A 21,852-nucleotide genomic window follows, 5' to 3' on the forward strand; every position below is an offset into this window, starting at 1 on the left:
GCTGTCACGAACTCGCTTTTGCGGGGCGGCTGTTGTACGCCTCCACTTCCAGGTGCGGACGACCTGAGGCGAGGGCCCGGGTCGGCCAGGTCAGAGTGACGGTCTGGGACTCGCCGGGCAGCAGCCACAGGTAGTTGTGGCTGTACAGCGTCGGCAGTACGCGATCGCCGGTCGCACCGTTCTTCAGCGAGAGCCGGACCATCGTGGCGACGGCCGGGCCGTGATTGCGGACGGTGGCGGTCAGTTCGGTGCGGTTTCCGGATCGGGACACGTGTCCGGTCGTCGCGGAGACCTTCGTCCTCGGCGCTGTGCCCAGTGCCCGCATGGCGGCCGGTGTGCGATAGCGCCAGTAGGTGTTGCGGGACAGGACCCGGCCGTCGCCGCCGGTGAGCGTCAGGCGGAGGAGATGGAGGTCCGGCAGGTCGTCGGTCCAGGCCGCGGTGAAGGCCTTCGCGGTCGCGGCCGGTGCGATGTCCAGTCGGGCGGTCTGGTCCGCGCCGAGCCGACGACCCGTCAGGTCGATCAACTGCGCCATGACCACGGCGTTCTTCAGGCCGTCCCGTGTGTGGTTGACCGCGATGACCCGCCCCTCGGGATCGGCCTGCACATGCAGCGGCTCACAGGCCGAACGGGCGCCGTAGTACGTGCCGTTGACGTCGAAGTCGTAGTCGTACGTCTGCCAGACCGTGCTGTGCCACGCCGGGTGGGACATCCACAGCATGAGACCACTGGCGTTGTCCCACAGGTTCGCGTTCCATGCCTCGAACATGGCGCGCGTGTTCTCGTAGTTGACGAACTGCGCCTTGCGCGCGAAGTCGTCCAGGCCGGTGGTCGCTCCGAGACGCGCCTCTACGGCCGCCTTGTACGTCTGCGGTGCCTGGTTCCCGCGCTCGCTCCAGTCGTGGTAATACCACGCGCCCCGGATCGGCCACTCGGGCTCGTCGCCCGTCATGTCCCGCATGCTGGCGGCGGTGGAGACCACGGGCATGCCGATCTCCGTGTGGAACCCGAAGTCCTTGCTGCCGTAGGTGGTGGGGTCGAAGTACTTCTCCGGCTCGACCCAGCCGTACGGTCCGCCGCCGGTGATGATGCCGCCGGCGGAGTTGTTCTGGTAGAGGATGCCGGGGGCCTGGCCCTGCACGGCCTCGCGCATGCCCTGGTCGATGGCGGCCGGTGGGTTGCCCTCGTTGGCGCCGCACCAGATCACCACGCTGGGGTGGATGCGGTAGCGCAGGACGGTGTCCCGGGCGATCGAGTTGTAGGCGTCGTGGTCCGGCGGGTCCATGCCCCACGCGTTGGGGAAGTCGTTCCACACCAGGATGCCGTGCTCGTCGCAGGCGGCGAAGAACTCCTCCCGGTCGGACGTGCCCACCCAGTTGCGGATCATGGTGAAGTTCATGTCGCGGTGCATGCGTACGGCCGCGTCCATGCGCTCCGGCGGCATCCGGCGCAGCAGCTCGTCCCAGCCCCAGTTGCCGCCGCGGGCCAGGACCCGCACGCCGTTGACGCTGATCTTCAGCGGATCGGGCGTGTTGGACACCGACTTCACGTCGGTCCACGTGTCCGCGTCGTCCGACACCTGGATCACATATGTCTTCGGGTAGGCCGACTCCCACAGGATGGCGACCCGGTCAAAACGCTTGGAGGCGCCGAGGTCGACCTGGATCCACTGGTTGTCGGCGTACTCCGAGGACCAACGGGTGCTCGTGTCACCGTCGGTGGCGTGCGCGGCCGGGTGGTCGGGGTCCTCGGTGGACGCGGTCGTCTTCCGGTGCAGGGCCAGGTCGGTCGCGGGGGCCGTGCTGTCGACGACCCCGAGCGACCACAGGGAGTTGCCCCAACTGGTGTTGCGCAGCCCGCAGGAGATGCGCACGTAGCGGGCGGTCCGGGCGGTGAAGTCCTCCACCTGGAGGCTCGCGTTGGCGTTGCCGAACGGCAGCGGGACCGCGCTGTTGTCCACCGGCGCGGCATCGGTCCAGGTGGAGTCGTCGGTGGAGACCTGCACCAAGTAGGTCTTCGCGTAGGCCTGTTCCCACACCAGGTCGACCTGGTCGAAGGACTGCACGGACCCCAGGTCGACCCGTATCCACTGGTCGTCCGTGTAGGCCGAGGACCAGCGGGTGCCGGGATCGCCGTCGGTCACGTTGGCGGCGCCGTGGTCGTCGCCGTCCGTGGTCGACGCGTCGGCCGGGGCGTGCAGGGCCAGGTCGGTGCCGGCCCGCGTGCTGTCGCGTACGGCCAGGGTCCACAGCGAGTAGCCCCAACCGGACGCCCGGGTAAGGAACTTGACGCGCACGTACCGCGCTTGTCGCCGGCCGAGGGGCACCGTCTGGGTGTACGCGTCACCGGAGTCGGTGAACGGCAGCGGGACCTCGTACTCGTAGCCGAACTGGCGGATGCCGAACCGGGTGGTGCGCCGGTCGCTTTCCGCGCCGTCGAGCGTCGCGACCAGGGTGAGTTCATGGAGCGCGGGGTCACCGAGGCCGTTGGGCCACCACAACGCCGGGTTCTTCAGCCGCAGTTGACCGAAGGCGTCGGGGCTGAAGGTGACCTCGACGCTCTCGCCCGCGGGCACGGTGACGGACTTGCTCACCCGTATGTTGTCGAAGGCCGCGGAGACCGTCACCTTGTGGGCGCTGGTGTCGGCGTTGCGGACCGGGACGACGACGGTGAGTTCGGCGACCGACACCTGGGGCAGGTTCGGCAGCGCGGTGTCGACGCGCGGGTCGCCGATCACGACATGGCCGGTCGATCTCAGCCGGACGTGGTTCCAGATGCCGACGGCCCGGTCACGGACCGCCGGCATCCAGTCCCAGCCCGAAGAGGCAAGGTACGTGGGGGAGTTGAGGTTCATCTGGTTGGCGCCCGCGTCCACCCAGGACTCACCGGCGGGACCCTTGTCGCCGGGGCTGCCGGGCACCGGCATGGGCGTGATCTTCACGGCCAGCGCGTTCGCCCCGTGCGTCGCGAGGAACGCGGTCACGTCGTGGGCCGAGCGGGCGAAGGGGTAGGTCAGACCGCCCACGTGTCGGCCGTTGAGCCAGATGTCGGCGGTGTGGTTGACGCCGTCGAACTCCAGCCAGATCCGGCGCCCGGACCCGCTGCGCAGACCGTGTGGCAGCTCGAAGTCCCGCTTGTGCCACCAGGCATGGCGTGACAGGGCCTCGGGGATGTGCAGGTTGTTCAGTCCGACGACGGGGTCGGGCAGCTTGCCCTGGTCCACGAGGGAGCCGAGGACCGTGCCGGGGACGGTGGCCGGGAGCCAACTGCTGGTGTCCACCGCCGTCTTGGACAGCTTCGCGCCGTCGCCGTCGGCCCAGTCGTCGAGCGTCAGCCGCCAGCCGGACTCCACCGGGACCGTGCCGTCCTCGGCGACCGCCAGCTTCGGCGCGGGTCCGGAGTGGGTGCCCCAGTCGGTCCATCCCGTGGCCGACGGACGGTGTTCCTGGGCGGTGCCGTAGACCTCGAAGCCGTTGAGGCCGAGGGGGTTGGGGCTGGAGCGGCGGGTTGAGGTGAGGCGGACCCAGCGGGCGGTGACCGGGCGGGGCGGCTGGATGGTCACGACGCCGCCGGTGCCCGCCGTGGTGCGGTGGAGGCTGGTCCAGGACGTGTGGTCGGTCGACGCCTCGACGACGTACTCGACCGAGTAACTGGACTGGATCTCCTGGCCCGTTGTGCCGTCGGCCGGATTGCCCGTGGTGGGAGGGGTGAACACCGGGTCGCTCGCGTCGCCCTCGAAGGTGAGGCGGACCGAGGTGACCTCGCACGCGGCCTGGAGGTCGACCGAGATCCACTGCGGGTCGCCGGCCCCGGCACGCCAGCCGCTGCCTCGTACACCCGGCGCGGTGAGCCGGTCCACCACGAACGAACCCGGGGCGGGCGCGTAGGCCGTCGAGGAGACCGACACCGGGCGGTGGAGGGCGAGTTCACCGGGGGAGGAGGGCGCGGCCGACCGGGCGGAACCGGCGGCGGTGGCGGTCGCCGTGGGCAGGACGGCACCCAGGCCGAACCCCGCCAGCAGGGTCGAACCCGTGGTGACGACGGAGCGGCGAGACAGGCGTGGCGAACCCGGTTGATCAGTCATGAGCGTGATGTCCCATCAAAAGCCAGCGGCACTGACAACGTTGCCAAAGGCTGTGACGCGTGATGGACTCTGTCAACCCCTGATGCAGCCTTCTAATAAATTAGGAATTAATGTTGACAGGGTTTCGGCCGCACGCCACAGTCGTCGCCGTGACGCCGGAAGCCCCTGTCGCAGTGCGGCCCGGGTCGCGTCCTCCTGCTTCCCAACCTCCGGGAGAGGCAAGTGACTTCACATCCGCAGGTCCGCACACCCGCGGCAGCGAGACTGACCCGCCGCGCCACCGCGATCGCCGCCGTGACCGTGCTGGCGGCCACCACGGCACCCGCCGCCCTGGCACGCACCGGCACTGACCAGGGAGCGCCCGCCTACTACGACAGCGGCCTCGCGCAGACGCCCTACATGGGCTGGAACACCTACTACGGCCTCGGCGCCCCCACCGAACAACAGGTGCGCGCCGTCGCGGACAAGCTGGTGAACAGCGGTCTGCGGGACGCCGGTTACGACATCGTGTGGCTCGACGGCGGCTGGCAGGCCGACAACCCACGAGACGCGCAGGGGCGGTTGGTCGCCAACCCGGACCGCTTCCCCTCCGGCGTCCCCGCGTTGGTGTCCTACCTGCACCGACGCGGCCTCAAGGCGGGCATCTACACCGACGCCGGCACCTACGACGGCGGCAAGAGCTGCGGCCTGGGCAGCAGGGGCCACTACGACGCCGACGCACGGCAGTTCGCCGGCTGGAGGATCGACGCGATCAAGGTCGACTTCCTGTGCGGCATCGGGGCCAAGCTCGATCCCGGCCCGGCGTTCAAGGAGTTCAGCGACGCGGTCGCCAAGTCCGGCCGCAAGATGCTGCTCAACCTCTGCAACCCGCTCACCGACGACTGGGGCCTGCCGCACACACCCGAGCAGGACGCGCACAACACGTACGTCTACGCCCCGACGATCGCCGACTCCTGGCGCACCGGCACGGACATCGCCTGGGGCACCCCGAGCCTCGGCCAGTGGCCCAACATCCTGCGCAACATGGACGCCAACGCCTGGCACCCCGAGGCGCAGGGGCCCGGCCACTACAACGACCCCGACTACCTCATCCCCATGCGCCACATGACCGACGGCACCCTGGAGCTGACCCAGGAGGAGTCCACCACGCAGTACGTGATGTGGGCCGAGATGGGCTCGCCGCTCGTCCTGGGCTCCGACCCGCGCACCCTGTCCGACTCGATGCTCGCCACCCTGCGCAACCCGGAGATCATCGCCGTCGACCAGGACCCGCTCGCCGTCCAGGGCGTCCGCGTGGCGAGCGACTCCGTCGGTGATGTCTACAGCAAGGTGCTGGAGGGGCACGGGCGGCGCGCGGTCGTCCTGCTCAACCGGTCCGGCCAACCCGCCCTGCGCACCGTGCGGTTCGCGGACGCCGGGCTCGGCGGACCGGTCCGGGTCCGCGATCTGCGGGCCCGCGCCGACCGGGGCACCCGCACGGGGTCGTACACCGTCGAGGTCCCCGCCCACGGCACCGCGCTCCTGAAGCTGACCGGCGCGGACGCCGTGCCCGGCACGAATCTCGGCCGGAGGACCACGGCAGGTCCCGCTGTCGTACGGGACGGCGACACGCTGACCACCTTCCTGCGCGGACCGCACGGCTCGCTCCTCCAGCAGACCGGCGACAGGACGGAGGACCTCGGCGGACCGACGAAGGGCGAGATCCTGGGCCAGCCCGCTGCCTACGCCTCGGCCGGCGGCCGGATCGACGTCTTCGTCCGCGGCGCCGACTCCCGGATCTACCGGCGGGTCCACGCCGCCGGTCGCTGGAGCGGCTGGCAGAGTCTGGGCGGCCGGGTCGCCGACGCCCCCTCGGTGGCGTTCACCGACCCCGCGCACTGGACGCTCTTCGCCACGGGTACCGACGGGCAGATCGTGCAGCGCGGCCCGTCCACCGGCTGGTCCTCGCTCGGCGCACCCGGCGGCAAGGCGGTGTACGGGCGGCCGTCCGCCGTCGTGGACGCCCAGGGGAAGGTCCAGGTCGCCGTACGCACCGCGGCCGACGACGTGTGGACCCGGTCCCGGGAGACGTCGGGGGAGTGGTCGACGTGGGCGTCGGTCGGCGGCACCGTCAGCGGGAGCCCGACGCTGGTCGCCGTAGGGGACGCCGTGGTGCTCTACGCGCGGGCCGCCGACTACACGCTCTGGCAGCAGCGGTACGAGAACGGTGCCTGGCAGGGCTGGACCAAGCAACAGGCTTTCCCCAGCGCCGTGTTCGACGGTGCGCTCGGTGCCGTGGCCGGGCCGGAGGGAACGGTCGACGCGGGGTTCCAGGGCGTCGACGGCTACGTACACCGAACTCAGTTCAACTAAATTAGTAATTATTCTTGACGTGGTGGGGACGCCACGTGAACCTGGATCCGCGCGGGATCCACAAGGAGCCATCCATGACGAACCACCAGCCAGACCGCCGCCGGTTCCTCGCCGGACTCGGCGCCGCAGGGGCGACGGCACTGCTCAGCGGCTGCGTCACCTCCACCTCCTCCGGCAGGAGTTCCTCCAAGGGGGCGGTGACCCTCCAGTCCAACCTGTCCGCCCCGCAGGCCAAGGCGGCCATGGAGGACCTCGTCGCCGCCTACGCGAAGAAGGGCTCCGACCGGGCGAGCCTCAACACGGTCGCCGCGGAGACCTTCCGCGCCCAGTTGCCGACCTACCTCACCTCGGCCAACCCGCCGGACGTGTACACCTGGTACCCCGGCTCGGTCGCCGACGCCTACGCCAAGAAGAACCTGCTGCTCGACCTCGACGCGGCGTGGACCTCCTCGCCCGACCTCAAGCGCTACTCCAAGGCACTCAACTCGCTGTGCACATCCACGAGTTCGGGCAAGAAGGTCTTCGTGCCCACCACCTACTACTGGTGGGGCATGTTCTACCGGAAGTCCAACTTCGCCAAGTGGGGCGTGAGCGAGCCCACGAGCTGGGACGACTTCCTCGACCTGTGCGACAAGCTCAAGAGCAAGGGCGTCACCCCGATTGGACTGGGCGCCGGCGGCGGCACCGCCTGGGTGGCGTCCGCCTGGTTCGACTACCTCGACATCCGCATCAACGGCGCCGAGTACCACCGCCAACTCCTCGCGGGCAAGCACCGGTTCGACGACCCCGAGGTGCGCAAGGTCTTCGACCGCTGGCAGGAGGTGCTGCCGTACATCGACCCGAACGGCACCGCCGTCGCCTTCCAGGACGCGTCGACCTCCCTGCTCAACGGCCGCAGCGGCATGATGCTCATCGGCACCTTCTTCGCCGACGCGGCGCCCAAGAACGCCCTGGACGACGTCGACTTCTTCCGCTTCCCGATCATCGACCCGAAGGTCCCGCTCGCCGAAGAGGCGCCCACCGACGGCTACTTCGCCAGCGCCCGCACCGGCCGGCACGACCAGGTGATCGACCTGATGAAGTACCTCGCGACCGCCGAGGCCCAGGAGATCTACATCAAGGGCTCCTCCGGCACCGTCCTGCCCTGCAACCCCGACGCGAAGGACGCCGGCACCGCCCTGGTGAAGAAGGGCCGCAAGCACGTCGAGGAGGCGGCCGAGGTCACCCAGTTCTTCAACCGGGACTCCAGCGACGCCCTCCAGCCCACCGCCGACAACGCGCTGACCAAGTTCCTGGCCAGGCCCAAGTCGATCGGGAGCATCCTCACGGACTGGCAGCGCGACGCCGAGAAGATCTGGAACGCCTGACATGGCCGTCCTGACCGCGCCCGACCGGACGTCCCCGGCCCCGACGCCCGCCAAGGGCAGGCGAGTTCGGGGCCCCCGGCGGACACCCCCTCTGGTGCTCGCGTTCGTCCTCGTCCCGCTGCTCGTCGAGGCGGTGTGGGTGTTCTGGCCCGCCGTGCAGGGCTTCTACCTGGCCCTGACCCGATGGGACGGCGTCTCCCCGCCGCAGTTCGTCGGCCTGGGCAACTTCCGGGAGATGGCCCACGACGACGTCTTCCGCAGCGCCACGATCCACACGGTCCTCTGGCTCGTCCTCTTCGGCGGGCTGTCCGCCCTGCTCGGCCTCGCCGCCGCCCTCCTGCTCCAACAGGAGCGCCGCGGCGTCGGGTTCTACCGCGCGGCCCTGTTCCTGCCCGTCGTGTTCTCCCTCGTGGCCACCGCCCTCGTCTGGCAGGCGATCTACCAGCCCGACGGCGTCCTCAACCAACTCCTCCAGTCCCTAGGCCTCGGCAGCCTCCGGCACGCCTGGCTCGCCGACCAGGACACGGCCCTGTACGCGGTGATCGTGCCCGCGCTCTGGCGCCAGATCGGCTACGTGATGGTCCTCTACCTGGCCGGTCTCAAGGGCATCGATCCCGCCCTGTACGAGGCGGCCAAGGTCGACGGCGCGAGCGCCCTGCAACGCCTGCGGCACATCACCCTGCCCCAACTGCGCAGTGTCAATGCGGTGGTTCTGTCGGTCATCGTCATCGACTCGCTGCGCTCCTTCGACGTCGTGTGGTCCCTGACCCGCGGCGGCCCCTACCACTCGTCGGAGCTGCTGAGCACCTACATGTACTCCACAGCCTTCCAGTCCCTGCGCCTGGGCTACGGCTCCGCACTCGCCGTCGTCATCTTCGTGCTGGCCTTCGGCGTGATCTGCTCCTACCTCGTCCGCGCGTTCCGGGAGGCCGACTGATGTCCGCCAACTCCACGGCCCTGCGCCGCAAGAGGGCCGCGACCGCCGGATTCCACCTGGGCGCCGGGGCGCTGGCCGTCCTGTGGCTGCTGCCCATCGTGCTCGTCCTGGTGACCAGCCTTCGTTCCTTCGACGACATCGCCGCCCACGGCCTGGGCAGTTGGCCGCACTCCTTCACCCTCGGCAACTTCCGCCAGGCCTGGGTCGACGGCGGTCAGCAGCGCGCCCTCATCAACAGTCTGGTCGTCACGATTCCCTGTGTCCTGATCACGCTGGCCCTCGCCGCGATGGCCGCCTTCGGCCTCAGCCGCTACGAACTCCCCTTCCGCCGCTCCCTGTTGCTCCTCATGCTCGGCGGCAACCTCCTCCCACCGCAGATCCTCCTCATCCCGGTGTCCAAGCTCAGCGAAGTCATGGGCATCTACGACACCCTGCCCGCGCTCATCGGCGTGCAGATCGGCTTCGGCGTCGGCTTCTACGTCTTCGTCCTGCACGGGTTCATGCGGTCGATCCCGTCCGAGATCCAGCAGGCCGCGGTCGTCGACGGCGCGGGCCCCTGGGGGATCTTCTGGCGGATCATCCTCCCGCTGACCCGCCCCGCCCTCGCCGCGCTCAGCGCACTGTCCTTCACCTGGATCTTCAACGACCTGCTCTGGGCGATCACCGTGCTGCGCAGCGACACCAAGATGCCGATCACCGCCGCCCTCATCGGACTTCAGGGACAGTACGTGTCGATGTGGAACGTCATCGCGGCCGGCTCCGTCATCGCCGCCGCCCCCACGGTCGCCGTCTTCCTGCGCTTCCAGCGGCACTTCGTCGCCGGACTCAACCTCGGAGCGGTCAAGTGACCCACGAGCGCTGGACCTTGCGCACGGAGAACACCAGCTACACCGTGCGCCTCTCCCCGGACGGCCCCTGGGCCGAACTCGACGCCTGGGGCCCGCTCGGGGTCGAGGACGGCCCCTCCGCCCTGGACTGGTCGCGACGCACCCACTTCATCACACCCGCCGACGCGGCCCCGGCCGAGTATCTGCCGTACGGACTGCGGCCGTTCACCGGCTCCGAGCTGGTGGCCTCGCGGCCGAACGGCGACGACCGGGGCATGTGGTGGGAGTTCGCGGGCGCGGAAGCGGACGAGGGCGCGCTGCAACTCGTTTTCGATGACGAGCAGTTGGGCCTCCGCACCGCCCTCCACTACGAGACCGTCCCGGGCACGGACGTGATCCTCCGCTGGACGGAGTTCACCGCGACCCGCGACCTCCGCCTGGAGCGCATCGACTCGGCCGCCGTGAACATCCCCGTGACCGGAGTCGCCCGCCTGACCTACCTCACGGGCCAGTGGTCGCATGAGTTCCAGCGCACCCAACTCGACCTGCCCCGAGGCACGTTCAGCATCGGCAGCCGGCAAGGTGTACCGGGGCACGCGTACGCGCCCTGGCTCGCCGTGCAGGACAGCGAGGCGCCGTCGGCGTACGGCATCGCCCTCGCCTGGCCAGGCAACTGGCACATCACCGCCGAGGCCGAACCCGGAGGCGCCGTGCGGGTTCGGGCGGGCCGGGTCCCGCACGAGGGAGCGGTGTTCCTCGCCCCCGGCGAGACCCTCGCCACCCCCCAACTCGCCTGCGCCTTCAGCCCGGACGGGCTCGACGGACTCTCCCGGGTCTGGCACCGCTACGAGCGGCACCTCACCGGCGAACGCCTGCACCGCCCACGCAAGGTCCTCTACAACTCCTGGGAGGCCACCGGCTTCGACGTCGACGCGGCCGGACAGCTGGAGCTGGCCAAGACGGCCGCCGACATCGGGGCCGAGCTGTTCGTCGTGGACGACGGCTGGTTCACCGGGCGCGCCGACGACACCGGAGGACTCGGCGACTGGTGGCCGGACCCGGCGGCCTTCCCGCTGGGCTTCGACCAATTCATCGCGGACGTCAAAGCGTTGGGGCTGGACTTCGGCCTGTGGATAGAGCCCGAGGCCGTCAGTCCGGGGAGCCGGCTGTACGCCGAGCACCCCGAGTGGGTCTACCGGATCGAGGGCCGCCCCGGCTGGCTGGTCCGCAACCAGCTCCTCCTCGACCTCGGCCGGACCGACGTCCAGGACTTCGTCATCGGCACGCTCGACCGGCTGCTCGGCACCTACGACATCAGTTACCTCAAGTGGGACATGAACCGCCCGCCCACCGAGCGCGGCCGTCCCGGTGCGGGCCGCGTCGACCTCGACGCCGAGCACGTCGCGGGCTATCTGCGCGTCCTCGACCACCTTCGGACCGCCTACCCCGACGTCACCGTCGAGGGCTGCGCGGGCGGCGGCGGACGGATCGAGCACGCCACGATCGCCCGCACCGACGTGGTCTGGCCCAGCGACAACACCGCACCCCTGGACCGGCTTTCGATCCAGTACGGCTTCCTGCACGCGCACGCTCCGCACGTCATGAGCTCCTGGGTCACCGACGCCCCCGGCGTCTTCGACCCGCGCCCGCGCAGCCTCGCCTTCCGCTTCGTCAACGCCCTGTGCGGGGTACTCGGCATCGGCGCCGACCTGCGCGCCTGGACGCCGGAGCAGCGGGCCGAGGGCGCCTGGTGGATCGCCCGGTACAAGGAGGTACGGGACGTGATCCACCACGGTGAGGCCCGGCTCCTCGGGTCGCCGGACGCGTCGAGCTGCGGGGTGCAGTACGACGCCGGTGACCGGACGGTCGTCGCCGCGCTCAGCACCGGGCGTCTCGACGGCGCCCCGCTGGTTCCCGGGCGTGCGGACCGGCTGCGGCTGCGGGGACTCGAACCGGCGGCTCGCTACCGGGACACGGCGACGGGGACGACGTACAGCGGAGCGCATCTGCTCCACCACGGGCTGCCGTTCACCTGGAGCGCCGCGCATGACGCCGACCTGATCGTGCTCATGCGTGAGTGAGCCCCGTATGTTTCCGGCAAGCCCTTTCTCGCGAGAAACGCGCAGGACGCGAAGGAGTCGAACCCCGATGGACCAGTCCGTACGACGGCACGGCGCCCGTTTCACCGGACGCACGGCCGTGGTCACCGGCGCGGCCTCCGGCATAGGAGCCGCCACGGCCGTACGCCTCGCCGAGGAGGGAGCCGCCGTCGTGCTCGCCGACATCGCCGAGGAGCGCGGCGAGGCGGTGGCCGAGCGCATCCGGAAGGACGGCGGGCGGGCCGGGTTCGTGACCGCCGATGTCGCGGCCGAGGACGACTGGGAGCGGATCGTCACCGCCGCGCACACGTTCGGGCCCGTCGACGTCCTCGTCAGCAACGCCTTCACCGTCGACGTCGCACCCGCCCACGAGATGACCCTGCCGTCCTGGCAGCGGCAGCTCGACGTCAACCTCACCGGCAGCTTCCTCGGCTTCCGGGCGGTCCTGCCCGACATCGAGGAGCGGCACGGCGCGGTCGTGCTGACCTCGTCCGTGCACGCCCACAAGGGCATCCCCGGGCATCCCGCGTACGCCGCCGCGAAGGGCGCGTTGCTCTCCCTGTGCGGTCAACTCGCCGTGGAATACGGGCCGGTCGTGCGCGTGAACGCCGTGCTGCCCGGGCCGGTACTGACCCGTGCCTGGGACCGGGTGCCGCCCGGGGAACGGGAACGCAGCATCGCCGAGACGGCCGTACGCCGCTTCGGCACGCCCGAGGAAGTGGCCGCGGCCATCGCGTTCCTCAGCGCCGACGAAGCCTCCTTCATCACCGGGACGAGTCTCGTGGTGGACGGCGGCTGGAGCGTCGTCAAGGCCTCCGCATGACCACGCTCCCCAACCAGCAGAAAGGCTGTACGACATGACGCCCTATGCCCGTCGCGGCGTGCACGGCCAGACCGTGGAACTCCTCGCCCGCCGCATCCTGGGCGGCGAGATCGCCGAAGGCGCCACGCTCGATCTGGTGGCGCTGCAAAGCGAGTTGGACGTGAGCCTGACCGCGCTGCGCGAGTCGCTCAAGGTGCTCGCCGCCAAGGGGATGGTCGACGCCCGGCAGCGGCGCGGCACCTTCGTACGCCCCCGTGCCGAGTGGAACCTCCTCGACGCCGACGTCCTGCGCTGGCAGTTCGAGGGCGCCTCCACGTCGGAGTCCGACCGGGCGCTGCTGCACAACCTCGCCGAGGTGCGCGCGATCATCGAACCCGCCGCCGTGCGCCTCGCCGCCGAGCGCCGCACCGACGCGGACCTGGCCGCCCTGGACGGCGCGCTCGACGCGATGGGGGAGCAGGGCACCGACGCCGCCCACGCCGTCGAGGCCGACCTCGCCTTCCACCGCGCGCTGCTCACCGCCACCCACAACGAACTCCTCGAACGCATGGAGATGGTGATCGAGTCCGGCCTCGCGCACCGCGACCGCATCGTGCACAGCGCCCCGCACAGCGAGGACCCGGTCCCCGCCCACCGCGCCGTCCTGGACGCCGTCCGCGACCGGGACCCGCGGGCCGCCGAGGCCGCGATGCGCGCCCTGCTCGACCAGGCAGGACGCGACCTGGACCGCCTCGGCGACTCCGAGGGGGACGCCCCGGCCGACTCCCCGCTGGGCTCCGAGGAGACGGAAGGTTCCCGCTCTCAGTGAAGATCACCCGTGTCGAGACCTTCCTCGTCCCGCCCCGCTGGCTGTTCTGCCGCGTCGAGACCGACGAGGGCGTGGTCGGCTGGGGCGAACCGGTCGTCGAGGGACGCGCCGAGGTCGTGCGCGCCGCCGTCGACGTCCTGGCCGAACTCCTGATCGGTCAGGACCCGTTGCGCATCCAGGACCACTGGCAGGTCATGTCCAAGGGCGGTTTCTACCGGGGCGGCCCGGTCCTCTCCAGCGCCGTCGCCGGCCTCGACCAGGCATTGTGGGACATCGCCGGGAAGACCTACGGCGCCCCCGTGCACGCTCTGCTGGGCGGCCCCGTGCGCGATCGCGTCCGGGTCTACGCCTGGGTCGGCGGCGATGAACCCGCGCAGCTCAGCGAGCAGATAGCCGCCCAGGTCGAGGCCGGTTTCACCGCGGTGAAGATGAACGCCGCCGGAGCCACCTCACCGATCCCCACCCCCGCCGAGACCGCCGCGATCGTCGCCCGCGTGGCCGCCGCCCGCGAGGCACTTGGCCCGGGCCGCGATGTCGCCGTCGACTTCCACGGCCGCTTCACCGCGGCCGGCGCCCGCCGCGTCCTCGCCGAACTCGCCCCGCTGCACCCGCTGTTCGTCGAGGAACCCGTTCTGCCCGAGCACAGCCACCAACTGGCGGTTCTCGTCGCGTCCAGCCCGGTACCGCTCGCCACCGGCGAACGCCTCTACGGCCGCGCCGAGTTCCTCCCCGCACTCGCCGCCGGCATCGCCGTCGCCCAGCCCGACCTCTCCCACGCCGGGGGCATCTCGGAGGTCCACCGCATCGCCTCCCTCGCGGAGGCCTACGGCGCCCAGCTCGCCCCGCACTGCCCACTCGGCCCGATCGCGCTCGCGTCCAGCCTCCAGGTCGCGTTCGCCACCCCCAACTTCCTCATCCAGGAACAGAGTCGGGGCATCCACTACAACAAGGACGCCGATCTGCTCTCCTACCTCGTCGACCCGGCGCCGTTCAGGTTCGTCGACGGTCACGCCCTGCGCGGCGACGCCCCCGGCCTCGGCATCACCGTCGACGAAGCCGCCGTACGCGCCGCCGACCGCACCGGCCACGCCTGGCGCAACCCCGTGTGGCGGCACCCCGACGGCTCCTTCGCGGAGTGGTGACCATGCCGCTGGACATCGTCACCGACCCTGCCCACGGCGGGCGTTGGACCTCGCTGCGGTCGGCGGGGCGCGAGTGGCTGTGGCGGCGCGAGGCCCCGGAGCGCGACAACGTCTTCCCCGGCGACGCCTTCGTGGACGCGGGGGGACTGGAGGAGTGCGTCCCCACGATCCGGGGCGATCCCGACCACGGGGACGCATGGTCCCGGTCCTGGACGCGGGAGGGGGAGGCGGACGTCGTTCACTGCGACCGCTTCACCTTGGCGCGGACGGTGCGTGCCACGACCGGCGCGGCGGTGGCCGAGTATGTCCTGTCGGCCGACCCGGGCTTCCGCTTCGTTTGGGCCGCCCACGCTCTGCTCGACCTCTCCGACCGTGCGGCCGTGCACATCCGGGACGGAGCGCGCGCCCGGCTGTTCCCCGAGGCGGCACCGCTGCTGGACCGGGTGTGGCCGCGGGGCGCCGCATGGGTGGAGGGCGACTGGCCCGTGCCGTGCGGGCTGCGCCTGGACCGGCTCGGGCCGGACGACGGCACCGCCGTAGGAGCCGTCGTGGACGCTTCCCGGTGCTGCGTGCACGACGGGGAAGACCGGCTCTCCTTCGCCCTCGAAGCCGACGGAGAGCCCGTGTCCATCGCCCTGTGGCGCAACTTGGGCGGCTTTCCGGTCCAACACCCCTATCGCAGCACAGGTGTCGAACCCATGCTCGGCCGCGTCTTCGACCTCGCCGAGGCGGGGCCCGACGACGCCGCCCGGGTATCCGCCTCGGGTGAGGTGCGGTGGCGGCTCACGCTGACCGCGAACTGCCGTTGTGCCGGAACCGGCCTGTACAGAAAGGGAATTCGTCCCATGGATCTTCGAGGCATGGACCTTCGGGCCGCGCTGGTCACCCACCGCCTGGTCGCGATCGTCCGCGGCACCGACCCCGAAGCCGCCGTGCGCACCGTGCTGACCCTCGCCGAGGAGGGCGTGGAACTGATCGAGGTCTCCCTGACCGGCACGGACGCCCTGTCCGTCATCGAGCGGGCCCGCAGGGAACTCGGCCCCGACCGGCCGCTCGGCGCCGGAACCGTCCTGACCGCCGAGGACGCCCGCGCCGCACACCGGGCCGGCGCGAACTTCGCCGTCACCCCCGCACTCGGGGACGGCATCCGCGAGGCGCACCGGCTCGAACTGCCGGTACTGGCCGGGGTGTTGACCCCCACCGAGATCCTCGCCGCCCGACCCTACGGTGTCGCCGCGCTGAAGATCTTCCCGGCCGCAGAGGCCGGCGGCCCCGCCTATCTGAAGGCGTTGCGCGGCCCGTTCCCGCACGAGGTGTTCGTGCCGGTGGGCGGTGTCGACGCGGTGGCCGCGCGGGAGTATCTGAACGCCGGGGCGACGGCAGTCGGCGTCGGCTCGCCCCTGGTCGGCGACGCGGCCGACGGCGGCAGCCTGACCGCGCTGCGGGATCGGACTCGCGCTCTGCTGAACGTCGTTGGGGAGGCCTCGGCCCTGCGGGAGGAGTCATGACGAGCGAAAGGCAGTCGGTGCGGGACGGATGGCGGCCGGCGCACGGCGGGGTCGTCTGTATCGGCGAGACCATGGCGGCCCTGGCCCCCGACCCTTCCTCGTCGCTGGAGTGCGCCGACGATCTGCGGGTGTCGGTGGCCGGGGCCGAGTCGAACGTGGCCATGTATCTGGCGGACCTCGGGGTCCCCGTCGCGTGGGTCTCGGCGGTCGGCGACGACCCGTTCGGGCGGCGCGTGCTCGCCGAGGTCGGGGCCGCGGGGGTCGATGTGAGCGGTGTCCGCTCCGATCCGGGGCGGCCCACGGGACTGCTCGTGAAGGAGCCGACCGGGTCCCGGACCCGGGTCCACTACTACCGGGGCAACTCGGCGGCCTCGGCGATGGGCCCCGACGTACTCGACGACGACAGGCTGAGATCGGCCGCCGTCCTCCACCTCACCGGTGTGACCCCGGCGCTGTCCCCGTCCTGCCGGAACCTGGTGACCACCGCGCTCACCGCCCCGGCCGCCGAACGGCCTTACGCCATCAGCTTCGACGTCAACCACCGCCCCGCGCTCTGGCCGCCCAGTACGGCCGCCACCGTGCTGCGTGACCTCGCGGATCTCGCCGACATCACCTTCGTCGGGCTCGACGAGGCGCAGGAGTTGTGGGGCGCGGACCTCCAACCCTTCGATGTGCGGGCGCTGTTGCCGAATCCGCGCCTGCTCGTCGTGAAGGACGGTGGCCGTTCCGCCGTCGCCTTCAGGGATGAAGGGACACGGATCGTGCCCGCGCTGGACACGGAGGTGGTGGAGGCGGTCGGCGCGGGTGACGCGTTCGCGGCCGGGGTGCTGACCGGGCTGCTGCGCGGTGAGGGCATGGAGCGCGCGCTGCGGCTCGGGCACATCACGGCGGCGTCGGCGCTCAAGGTCACGGCCGATCACGGTCCCCTGCCGGACGGTTCCCGCATCGAGCGGCTGCTCGCGCTGTCGACGGACGAGTGGGCGGCCGGGACCAGTCTCCGCGGGTGACCCGACGTGTCGGTGGCGCCATGGTGTCCACGGGGCGTGTGCGCCGTTCTCTACATGTCCAGGACGACATCCGTGCGGGGCCGGGCGCAGCAGATCAGGACCTCGCCGTCGGGCGGTGGCTCCAGCGGGTCGGGGGAGTAGGTGACCGTGCCGGACAGCAGGGGCGTGACGCAGGTGTGGCAGACGCCGGTGCGGCAGCTCCAGCGGGTGGGTACGTCGCAGGCGTCGGCGAGATCGAGCACGGTGCCGTTGGTGTCGGCGTCGAACGGGACGGCGATGCCGCTGCGGGCGAAGGTCACCAGCGGGCCGGTTCCGGGCGGGCCCGGGGGCAGGTGCGGTGCCCGGGTGGACCGGTCGGTGAGGCCGGGGTTTATGGCGCCCAGCGTGCCGAACAGTTCGGTGTGGACGCGCTCGGGGGCGACGCCCGCCTCGGTCAGGGCCTGTCGCATGTCGGCCATGAAGGGGGCGGGGCCGCAGATGTAGGCGGTCGCGTCGGGCGGGACGGACAGCGCGAGAAGCCTGTCCTTCGTGAGGCGTCCCGCGGTGGCATGGGCCAGCCGGAGTTCCTCGGCTGTCGCCGCGCTGTAGTAGACGTGCTCGTGCGCGTCCGGCAGCGCGCTGAGCAGGTCGTGTGCCTCGGCGGCGAGGGGGTGTTCCCGGGGGCCGCGGGCGCCGTGAAGCCACCAGACCTGACGCTTGCTGCGCCGTGCGGCCAGTTCGTGCAGCATCGACAGCACCGGTGTGAGGCCGATGCCGGCGGAGACGAGGAGCAGCGGTCCGCTGTCCTCGACGTACACGAACTCCCCACGGGGAGCGGCGACTTCGAGTTGGGCGCCCGGGCGTAGCCGCGTGGTGAGGTAGCCGCTCGCGGTGCCGTGCGCCTCGTGTTTGACGCTGATGCGGTAGCTGCCCGCGTCGGGGGCGGCGGACAGCGAGTAGCTGCGCACCGGGGCGGGGCCGGTCGTGGCGGGGATGCGCAGGGTCAGGTACTGGCCCGCGCGGGCCGGCGGGAGCGGGGAGCCGTCCGGGGCGGTGAGCCGGATCGAGGTGACCGTCGTGCTCTCGGGGACCACGTCCGCCACCCGCAGCGCGCGGAAACCGGCCCAGGCCGGGGGCGCGGTCGTCGTCGTACCGTCGGCCTCGGCGAGCAGCTCACGGAACGACCCCTGCCAGCCGGGACTGAGCGCGGGCACGTCCAGAGCGAGGCGGAGCTTGGCGGGGTCGCGGTCGGGGAGGTACAGCAGCGCGTCGGTGTCGGCGACGCTCAGCGCGCCCGGCCCGGTCCTGGTCCGTACGATGCGGTCGCCCGCCTGTACCCGTCCCTCGCGCACGACCCGCATGTAGAACCCGGGCCGGTGGTGGCTCACCAGCAGCGCGGCCAGCTCCGGCTCGCCGAAGCGCATGCCGACGCGGTAGCAGGTGACGCGGGGCTGGGTGACCTCGAACTCGGCCGCGCCGATGCGGTACCGGTCGCCGATGCACACCTCGTCGTCGAGGAGGCCGTCCACGGTGAGGTTCTCGCCGAACTGGCCGTAGCAGAGGTCGTCGCGGCCGAAGTGCCGCTGCCAGTGGCGGTACGACTGGATCTGGTAGACGAGCACGGCCCGCTGCTCGCCGCCGTGACCAGCGGTGTCGCCCTGGCCGTCGCCGTCGATGTTGAGGCGGCGGACCATCGCCGGGCCGACGACCGGGTATTTCCATACGCCCGTATACACGGTCCTGCCCTGCCATGGAACGTCCTTCGGCATGCCGACATTCACCGACAGCAGTGTGGGCATCGGAGCGCTCCTTCCCACGGGGACGGCCGGAGGCGGTGGCGGCCGGGGCGGTCGTCTCCCTCCATACTGAGGGTGCGGCCGTCGCCGTGCGAGACCGCACCCTCCACCTGCCGGCCTACTCCGGTGCCGTGATCCGGAGCCTGATCGTGCGGGACTCCGGGCGCAGCGCGAACTCCGGCCACACATCCGGACCGCAGGCCCGTGAGCCGAGCCCGTGCTGGGCGGCGTCCACGAAGAGGCGGCTCGTCGTCGAGACCGGCAGCTCGTGCGGGTGTCCGGCCCTGGCGATCTCCTGCGGGGTGTGACGGCTGAGCGTGAAGCCGGGACGGCGTCCGTGCGTGTCGGGGAGCGCCTCGACCCGCAGAACCGTGGCGTTTCCGCTGGTCAGGGCGAGCCGGCGGAGTGCGGAGCGGTGTCCGGTCTCCTGAGGGCGCGCGTAGTCGACCGAGAGATCGCCGATGGCGGCGGTGAAACGGCCGGTGCGGGCCGCGCGGACACTGTCGGGGTAGGACTCCAGCGGGCCGAGGCCGAACCATTCGGCGCCGTCGACCGGAGCCGTGCCGTCGGGCAGGTCGAAACGCACCCCGATGCGCGGCCACACCGTCTGCCAGCCGTGCGAGGGCTGGATCTCCACCCGCAGCTCCACCTCGCCGTCGGCCTCCAGCGACCAGACGGACTCGACCAGCACCGACAGGCCCGAGTCGGCGGCGGACACCTTGTCGACCGTGCGCAGCGCTTCCGCGTCCTGCTCCACGGAGACCCGGCGCGAGGTCAGCCGGTCGAGTCCGTCGCGGAGCCACAGCTCGGCGTTGGACACCCCGGAGACGCTCGCGTCGCTCTCGTCGACCTCGCCCCACGCGCCCTTGTCGTTGTCGGTCGGCGCCCGGAACAGCTCCAACCGCGGTCCCGCCACGGCACGTTCGCCGAGCCTGACGAGCGACCCGCCGACGAATTCGGCGATGCCGAGGGTGAGGGTTCCGGCGCCGCGCCGCCAGTCGAACCGGCCACGGGCAGCGGGCACAGGGCGTCGAACGGAGCGGTCCAGCTGGGCGGTTGCGACGACATGACCCTCCGGCGCCCAGGCGGTGCCGGTCGCCAGGACCGCGTCGATCGTCAGCCAGGTCTCGGCGTCCGGCGCCACCGGGACCGCAGGCAGCGACACCCGGCCCGAGTCCCCCGCCGCGACGAGAGGGACCTCCAACTCCCCTGATTCCACGGCCACTCCGTCGTGCTCGACCCGCCAGCGGAAGCGCAGGTCGGAGGTGTCGGCCGTGTGCCGGGAGTTGGTGATCGCGACCTTGTCGCCGTCGAAGGCGAAGTGCACCGGTGCCACGACCGCCTTGAACTCGTGGAGGCTCGGCGTCGGCATGTCGTCGCTCAACACCATGCCGTCCATCACGAAGTTGCCGTCGTGGACGACCTCGCCGAAGTCGCCTCCGTACGCGTAGTACGGCGTCCCGTCCGGCGTGGTGGCCAGGATGCCGTGGTCGCGCCACTCCCAGACGAACCCGCCGTGCAGGCGCGGGTGTCGGCGCACCAGCACCTCGTACTGGTCGAACGCGCCCGGTCCGTTGCCCATCGCGTGGGCGTACTCGCACAGCAGGAACGGCTTGGTGCGCTGCCGGGCGCCCTGCGCAGGCGTGCAGTTGAGCAGCGGGGCGCGGGAGCCGTCGGTGCCGATCTGCTCGGTCTCCAGCACGGACGCGTACATGCGCGAGTAGACGTCGGTGTACTCGCCGGTGTAGTCGCCCTCGTAGTGCACGGGGCGTTCGGCGTCGCGGGCGTGGACCCAGGCCGACATGGCGGCGAGGTTGCTGCCGGTGCCCGCCTCGTTGCCGAGGGACCAGATCACGATGCTGGGGTGGTTCTTGTCCCGCTCCACCGTGCGCTCGATACGGTCGAGGTACGCCTCGCGCCAGGCCGGGTCGTCACTGGGGTTGCCGACCCAGTCGACCTTGCCGAAGCCGTGGGTCTCCAGGTCGCATTCGAGGATCACCCAGAACCCGAGCTCGTCGGCGAGGTCGAGCAGCCGGGGGTGCGGCGGGTAGTGGCTGGTGCGGATCGCGTTCACGTTGAACCGCTTCATCAGCGCCAGGTCCTCGCGGGCGTGCGCCTCGTCGAAGACACGGCCGCGCTCCGGGTGCGTCTCGTGCCGGTTCACGCCGTGGAAGACGACCCGGCGCCCGTTGACCAGGAACTGGTCCCCGCGGATCTCGACCGTACGGAAACCCACCCGCAGCGAGACGGTCTCCGCGGCCGACGACACCGTGGCGTCGTACAGGCGCGGCACCTCGGCCGACCAGGGCTCCACGGTGTCGATGTCGACGGCCGCCACATCGTGAGGCGTCGCCCAGACCTGCTCGACACCGAGTTCGGGGATGCGCAGCGTGACCGGGAACGCCGTTGCGGCGGCGGTGACTTCGGCCTCGACCCGGCCGCGCCCGTCGTCGAAGCCGGTCCGCAGCCAGACGTCCTCGATGCCGCCGGCCGGGCGGGCGGTCAGGGTGACATCGCGGAAGATGCCCGGCAGCCACCACTGGTCCTGGTCCTCGACGTAACTGGCCGCCGACCACTGGTGCACCCGCACGGCGACGACGTTCTCACCAGGGCGTACGGCGTCGGTCACATCGAATTCGTGGGCGAGGCGGCTGCCGCTCGCGCTGCCGGCCTCGACCCCGTTGACCCAGACGCGGAACAGCGACTCGACACCGTCGAAGCGCAGCACGACCCGCTCGGCGTCCGACCAGTCGGCGGGGACGTCGACGGTGCGGCGGTAGTCACCGGTCGGGTTCTCGTCCGGGACGTACGGCGGGTCGATCGGGAAGGGAAACTGGATGTTCGTGTAGATCGGGCGGCCATGGGCGCCGTCGCCCTCCAGCACCCAGTGGGCGGGTACCGGGATGCTGCCCCAGCCCCGGTCGTCGAAGCCCTCGGCCGCGAAGTCCTCCGCCGCCGACGCCGTGGGGGACAGGCGGAAGTGCCAGGGCCCGTTCAGGGAGAGCGACTTCGCGTCGGAGTGCAGCCACGAGCGCGCCGGTCGAAGCGCGCCGCGCCCGGGTGCGAGGTCGGAGACATGGGGGGAGAGCTCGGGAAGCAAGAGGTCACAACGCTTTCGTGAGG

At 71.4% G+C, this 21,852-nt stretch carries 13 protein-coding genes; 10 read left to right on the forward strand and 3 right to left on the reverse strand.

Annotated elements, in window-relative coordinates; genetic code table 11:
* Positions 1 to 4: 4 nt before the first annotated feature.
* Positions 5 to 4,084, reverse strand: a complete 4,080-nt coding sequence (locus tag ACIRB1_RS34580) for a discoidin domain-containing protein (protein ID WP_403468211.1) — start codon at positions 4,082 to 4,084, stop codon at positions 5 to 7.
* Positions 4,085 to 4,306: 222 nt separating this feature from the next.
* On the opposite strand from ACIRB1_RS34580, the gene ACIRB1_RS34585 reads away from it, so the two are divergent.
* The 10 genes from ACIRB1_RS34585 (at position 4,307) to ACIRB1_RS34630 (ending at position 16,954) form a co-directional block, all read left to right on the forward strand.
* The gene (locus ACIRB1_RS34585) at positions 4,307 to 6,436 is read left to right on the forward strand and encodes a glycoside hydrolase family 27 protein (protein WP_403468212.1); all 2,130 of its coding nucleotides are present in this window, start codon (positions 4,307 to 4,309) and stop codon (positions 6,434 to 6,436) included.
* 74 nt (positions 6,437 to 6,510) lie between these two features.
* Positions 6,511 to 7,803: an ABC transporter substrate-binding protein gene (locus ACIRB1_RS34590; RefSeq protein ID WP_403468213.1), complete on the forward strand. Its 1,293-nt coding sequence runs from the start codon at positions 6,511 to 6,513 to the stop codon at positions 7,801 to 7,803.
* Position 7,804: 1 nt separating this feature from the next.
* Positions 7,805 to 8,740 carry a sugar ABC transporter permease gene (locus ACIRB1_RS34595; protein ID WP_352178452.1) on the forward strand — a complete coding sequence of 312 codons (936 nt, stop codon included), beginning with the start codon at positions 7,805 to 7,807 and terminating at the stop codon, positions 8,738 to 8,740.
* On the forward strand, positions 8,740 to 9,588 hold the full coding sequence (locus ACIRB1_RS34600) for a carbohydrate ABC transporter permease (protein ID WP_352178453.1): 849 nt from the start codon (positions 8,740 to 8,742) through the stop codon (positions 9,586 to 9,588). The genes ACIRB1_RS34595 and ACIRB1_RS34600 overlap by 1 nt, the downstream gene beginning before the upstream one ends.
* A complete protein-coding gene (locus ACIRB1_RS34605) occupies positions 9,585 to 11,648 on the forward strand; it encodes an alpha-galactosidase (RefSeq protein ID WP_403468214.1) in 2,064 nt (687 codons plus the stop codon). Before ACIRB1_RS34600 ends, ACIRB1_RS34605 begins: the two co-directional genes overlap by 4 nt.
* Positions 11,649 to 11,715: 67 nt before the next feature.
* Positions 11,716 to 12,489 (forward strand): SDR family NAD(P)-dependent oxidoreductase, encoded by a 774-nt coding sequence (locus ACIRB1_RS34610; RefSeq protein ID WP_403468215.1) that lies wholly within the window; start codon positions 11,716 to 11,718, stop codon positions 12,487 to 12,489.
* Between the two features lie 34 nt (positions 12,490 to 12,523).
* Positions 12,524 to 13,297 carry a FadR/GntR family transcriptional regulator gene (locus ACIRB1_RS34615; protein WP_403468216.1) on the forward strand — a complete coding sequence of 258 codons (774 nt, stop codon included), beginning with the start codon at positions 12,524 to 12,526 and terminating at the stop codon, positions 13,295 to 13,297.
* Complete coding sequence (gene dgoD / locus ACIRB1_RS34620) at positions 13,294 to 14,439, forward strand: galactonate dehydratase (RefSeq protein ID WP_403468217.1); 1,146 nt, start codon at positions 13,294 to 13,296, stop codon at positions 14,437 to 14,439. The genes ACIRB1_RS34615 and dgoD overlap by 4 nt, the downstream gene beginning before the upstream one ends.
* An 860-nt stretch (positions 14,440 to 15,299) precedes the next feature.
* Positions 15,300 to 15,947, forward strand: coding sequence for a bifunctional 4-hydroxy-2-oxoglutarate aldolase/2-dehydro-3-deoxy-phosphogluconate aldolase (locus ACIRB1_RS34625; RefSeq protein ID WP_403468382.1), 648 nt, complete (start codon positions 15,300 to 15,302; stop codon positions 15,945 to 15,947).
* Entirely contained in the window at positions 15,944 to 16,954 is a 1,011-nt protein-coding gene (locus ACIRB1_RS34630; protein WP_403468218.1) for a sugar kinase, read from the forward strand. Before ACIRB1_RS34625 ends, ACIRB1_RS34630 begins: the two co-directional genes overlap by 4 nt.
* A 50-nt stretch (positions 16,955 to 17,004) precedes the next feature.
* Here ACIRB1_RS34630 and ACIRB1_RS34635 read toward each other — a convergent pair whose 3' ends face one another.
* Positions 17,005 to 18,732 (reverse strand): MOSC domain-containing protein, encoded by a 1,728-nt coding sequence (locus ACIRB1_RS34635; RefSeq protein WP_352178460.1) that lies wholly within the window; start codon positions 18,730 to 18,732, stop codon positions 17,005 to 17,007.
* A 115-nt stretch (positions 18,733 to 18,847) separates the two neighbouring features.
* On the reverse strand, positions 18,848 to 21,829 hold the full coding sequence (locus ACIRB1_RS34640; RefSeq protein WP_403468219.1) for a glycoside hydrolase family 2 TIM barrel-domain containing protein: 2,982 nt from the start codon (positions 21,827 to 21,829) through the stop codon (positions 18,848 to 18,850).
* Positions 21,830 to 21,852 lie beyond the last annotated feature (23 nt).

It is taken from the genome of Streptomyces sp. NPDC096013 (assembly GCF_044763565.1).
In the GTDB taxonomy this organism is placed as follows: Bacteria; Actinomycetota; Actinomycetes; order Streptomycetales; family Streptomycetaceae; genus Streptomyces.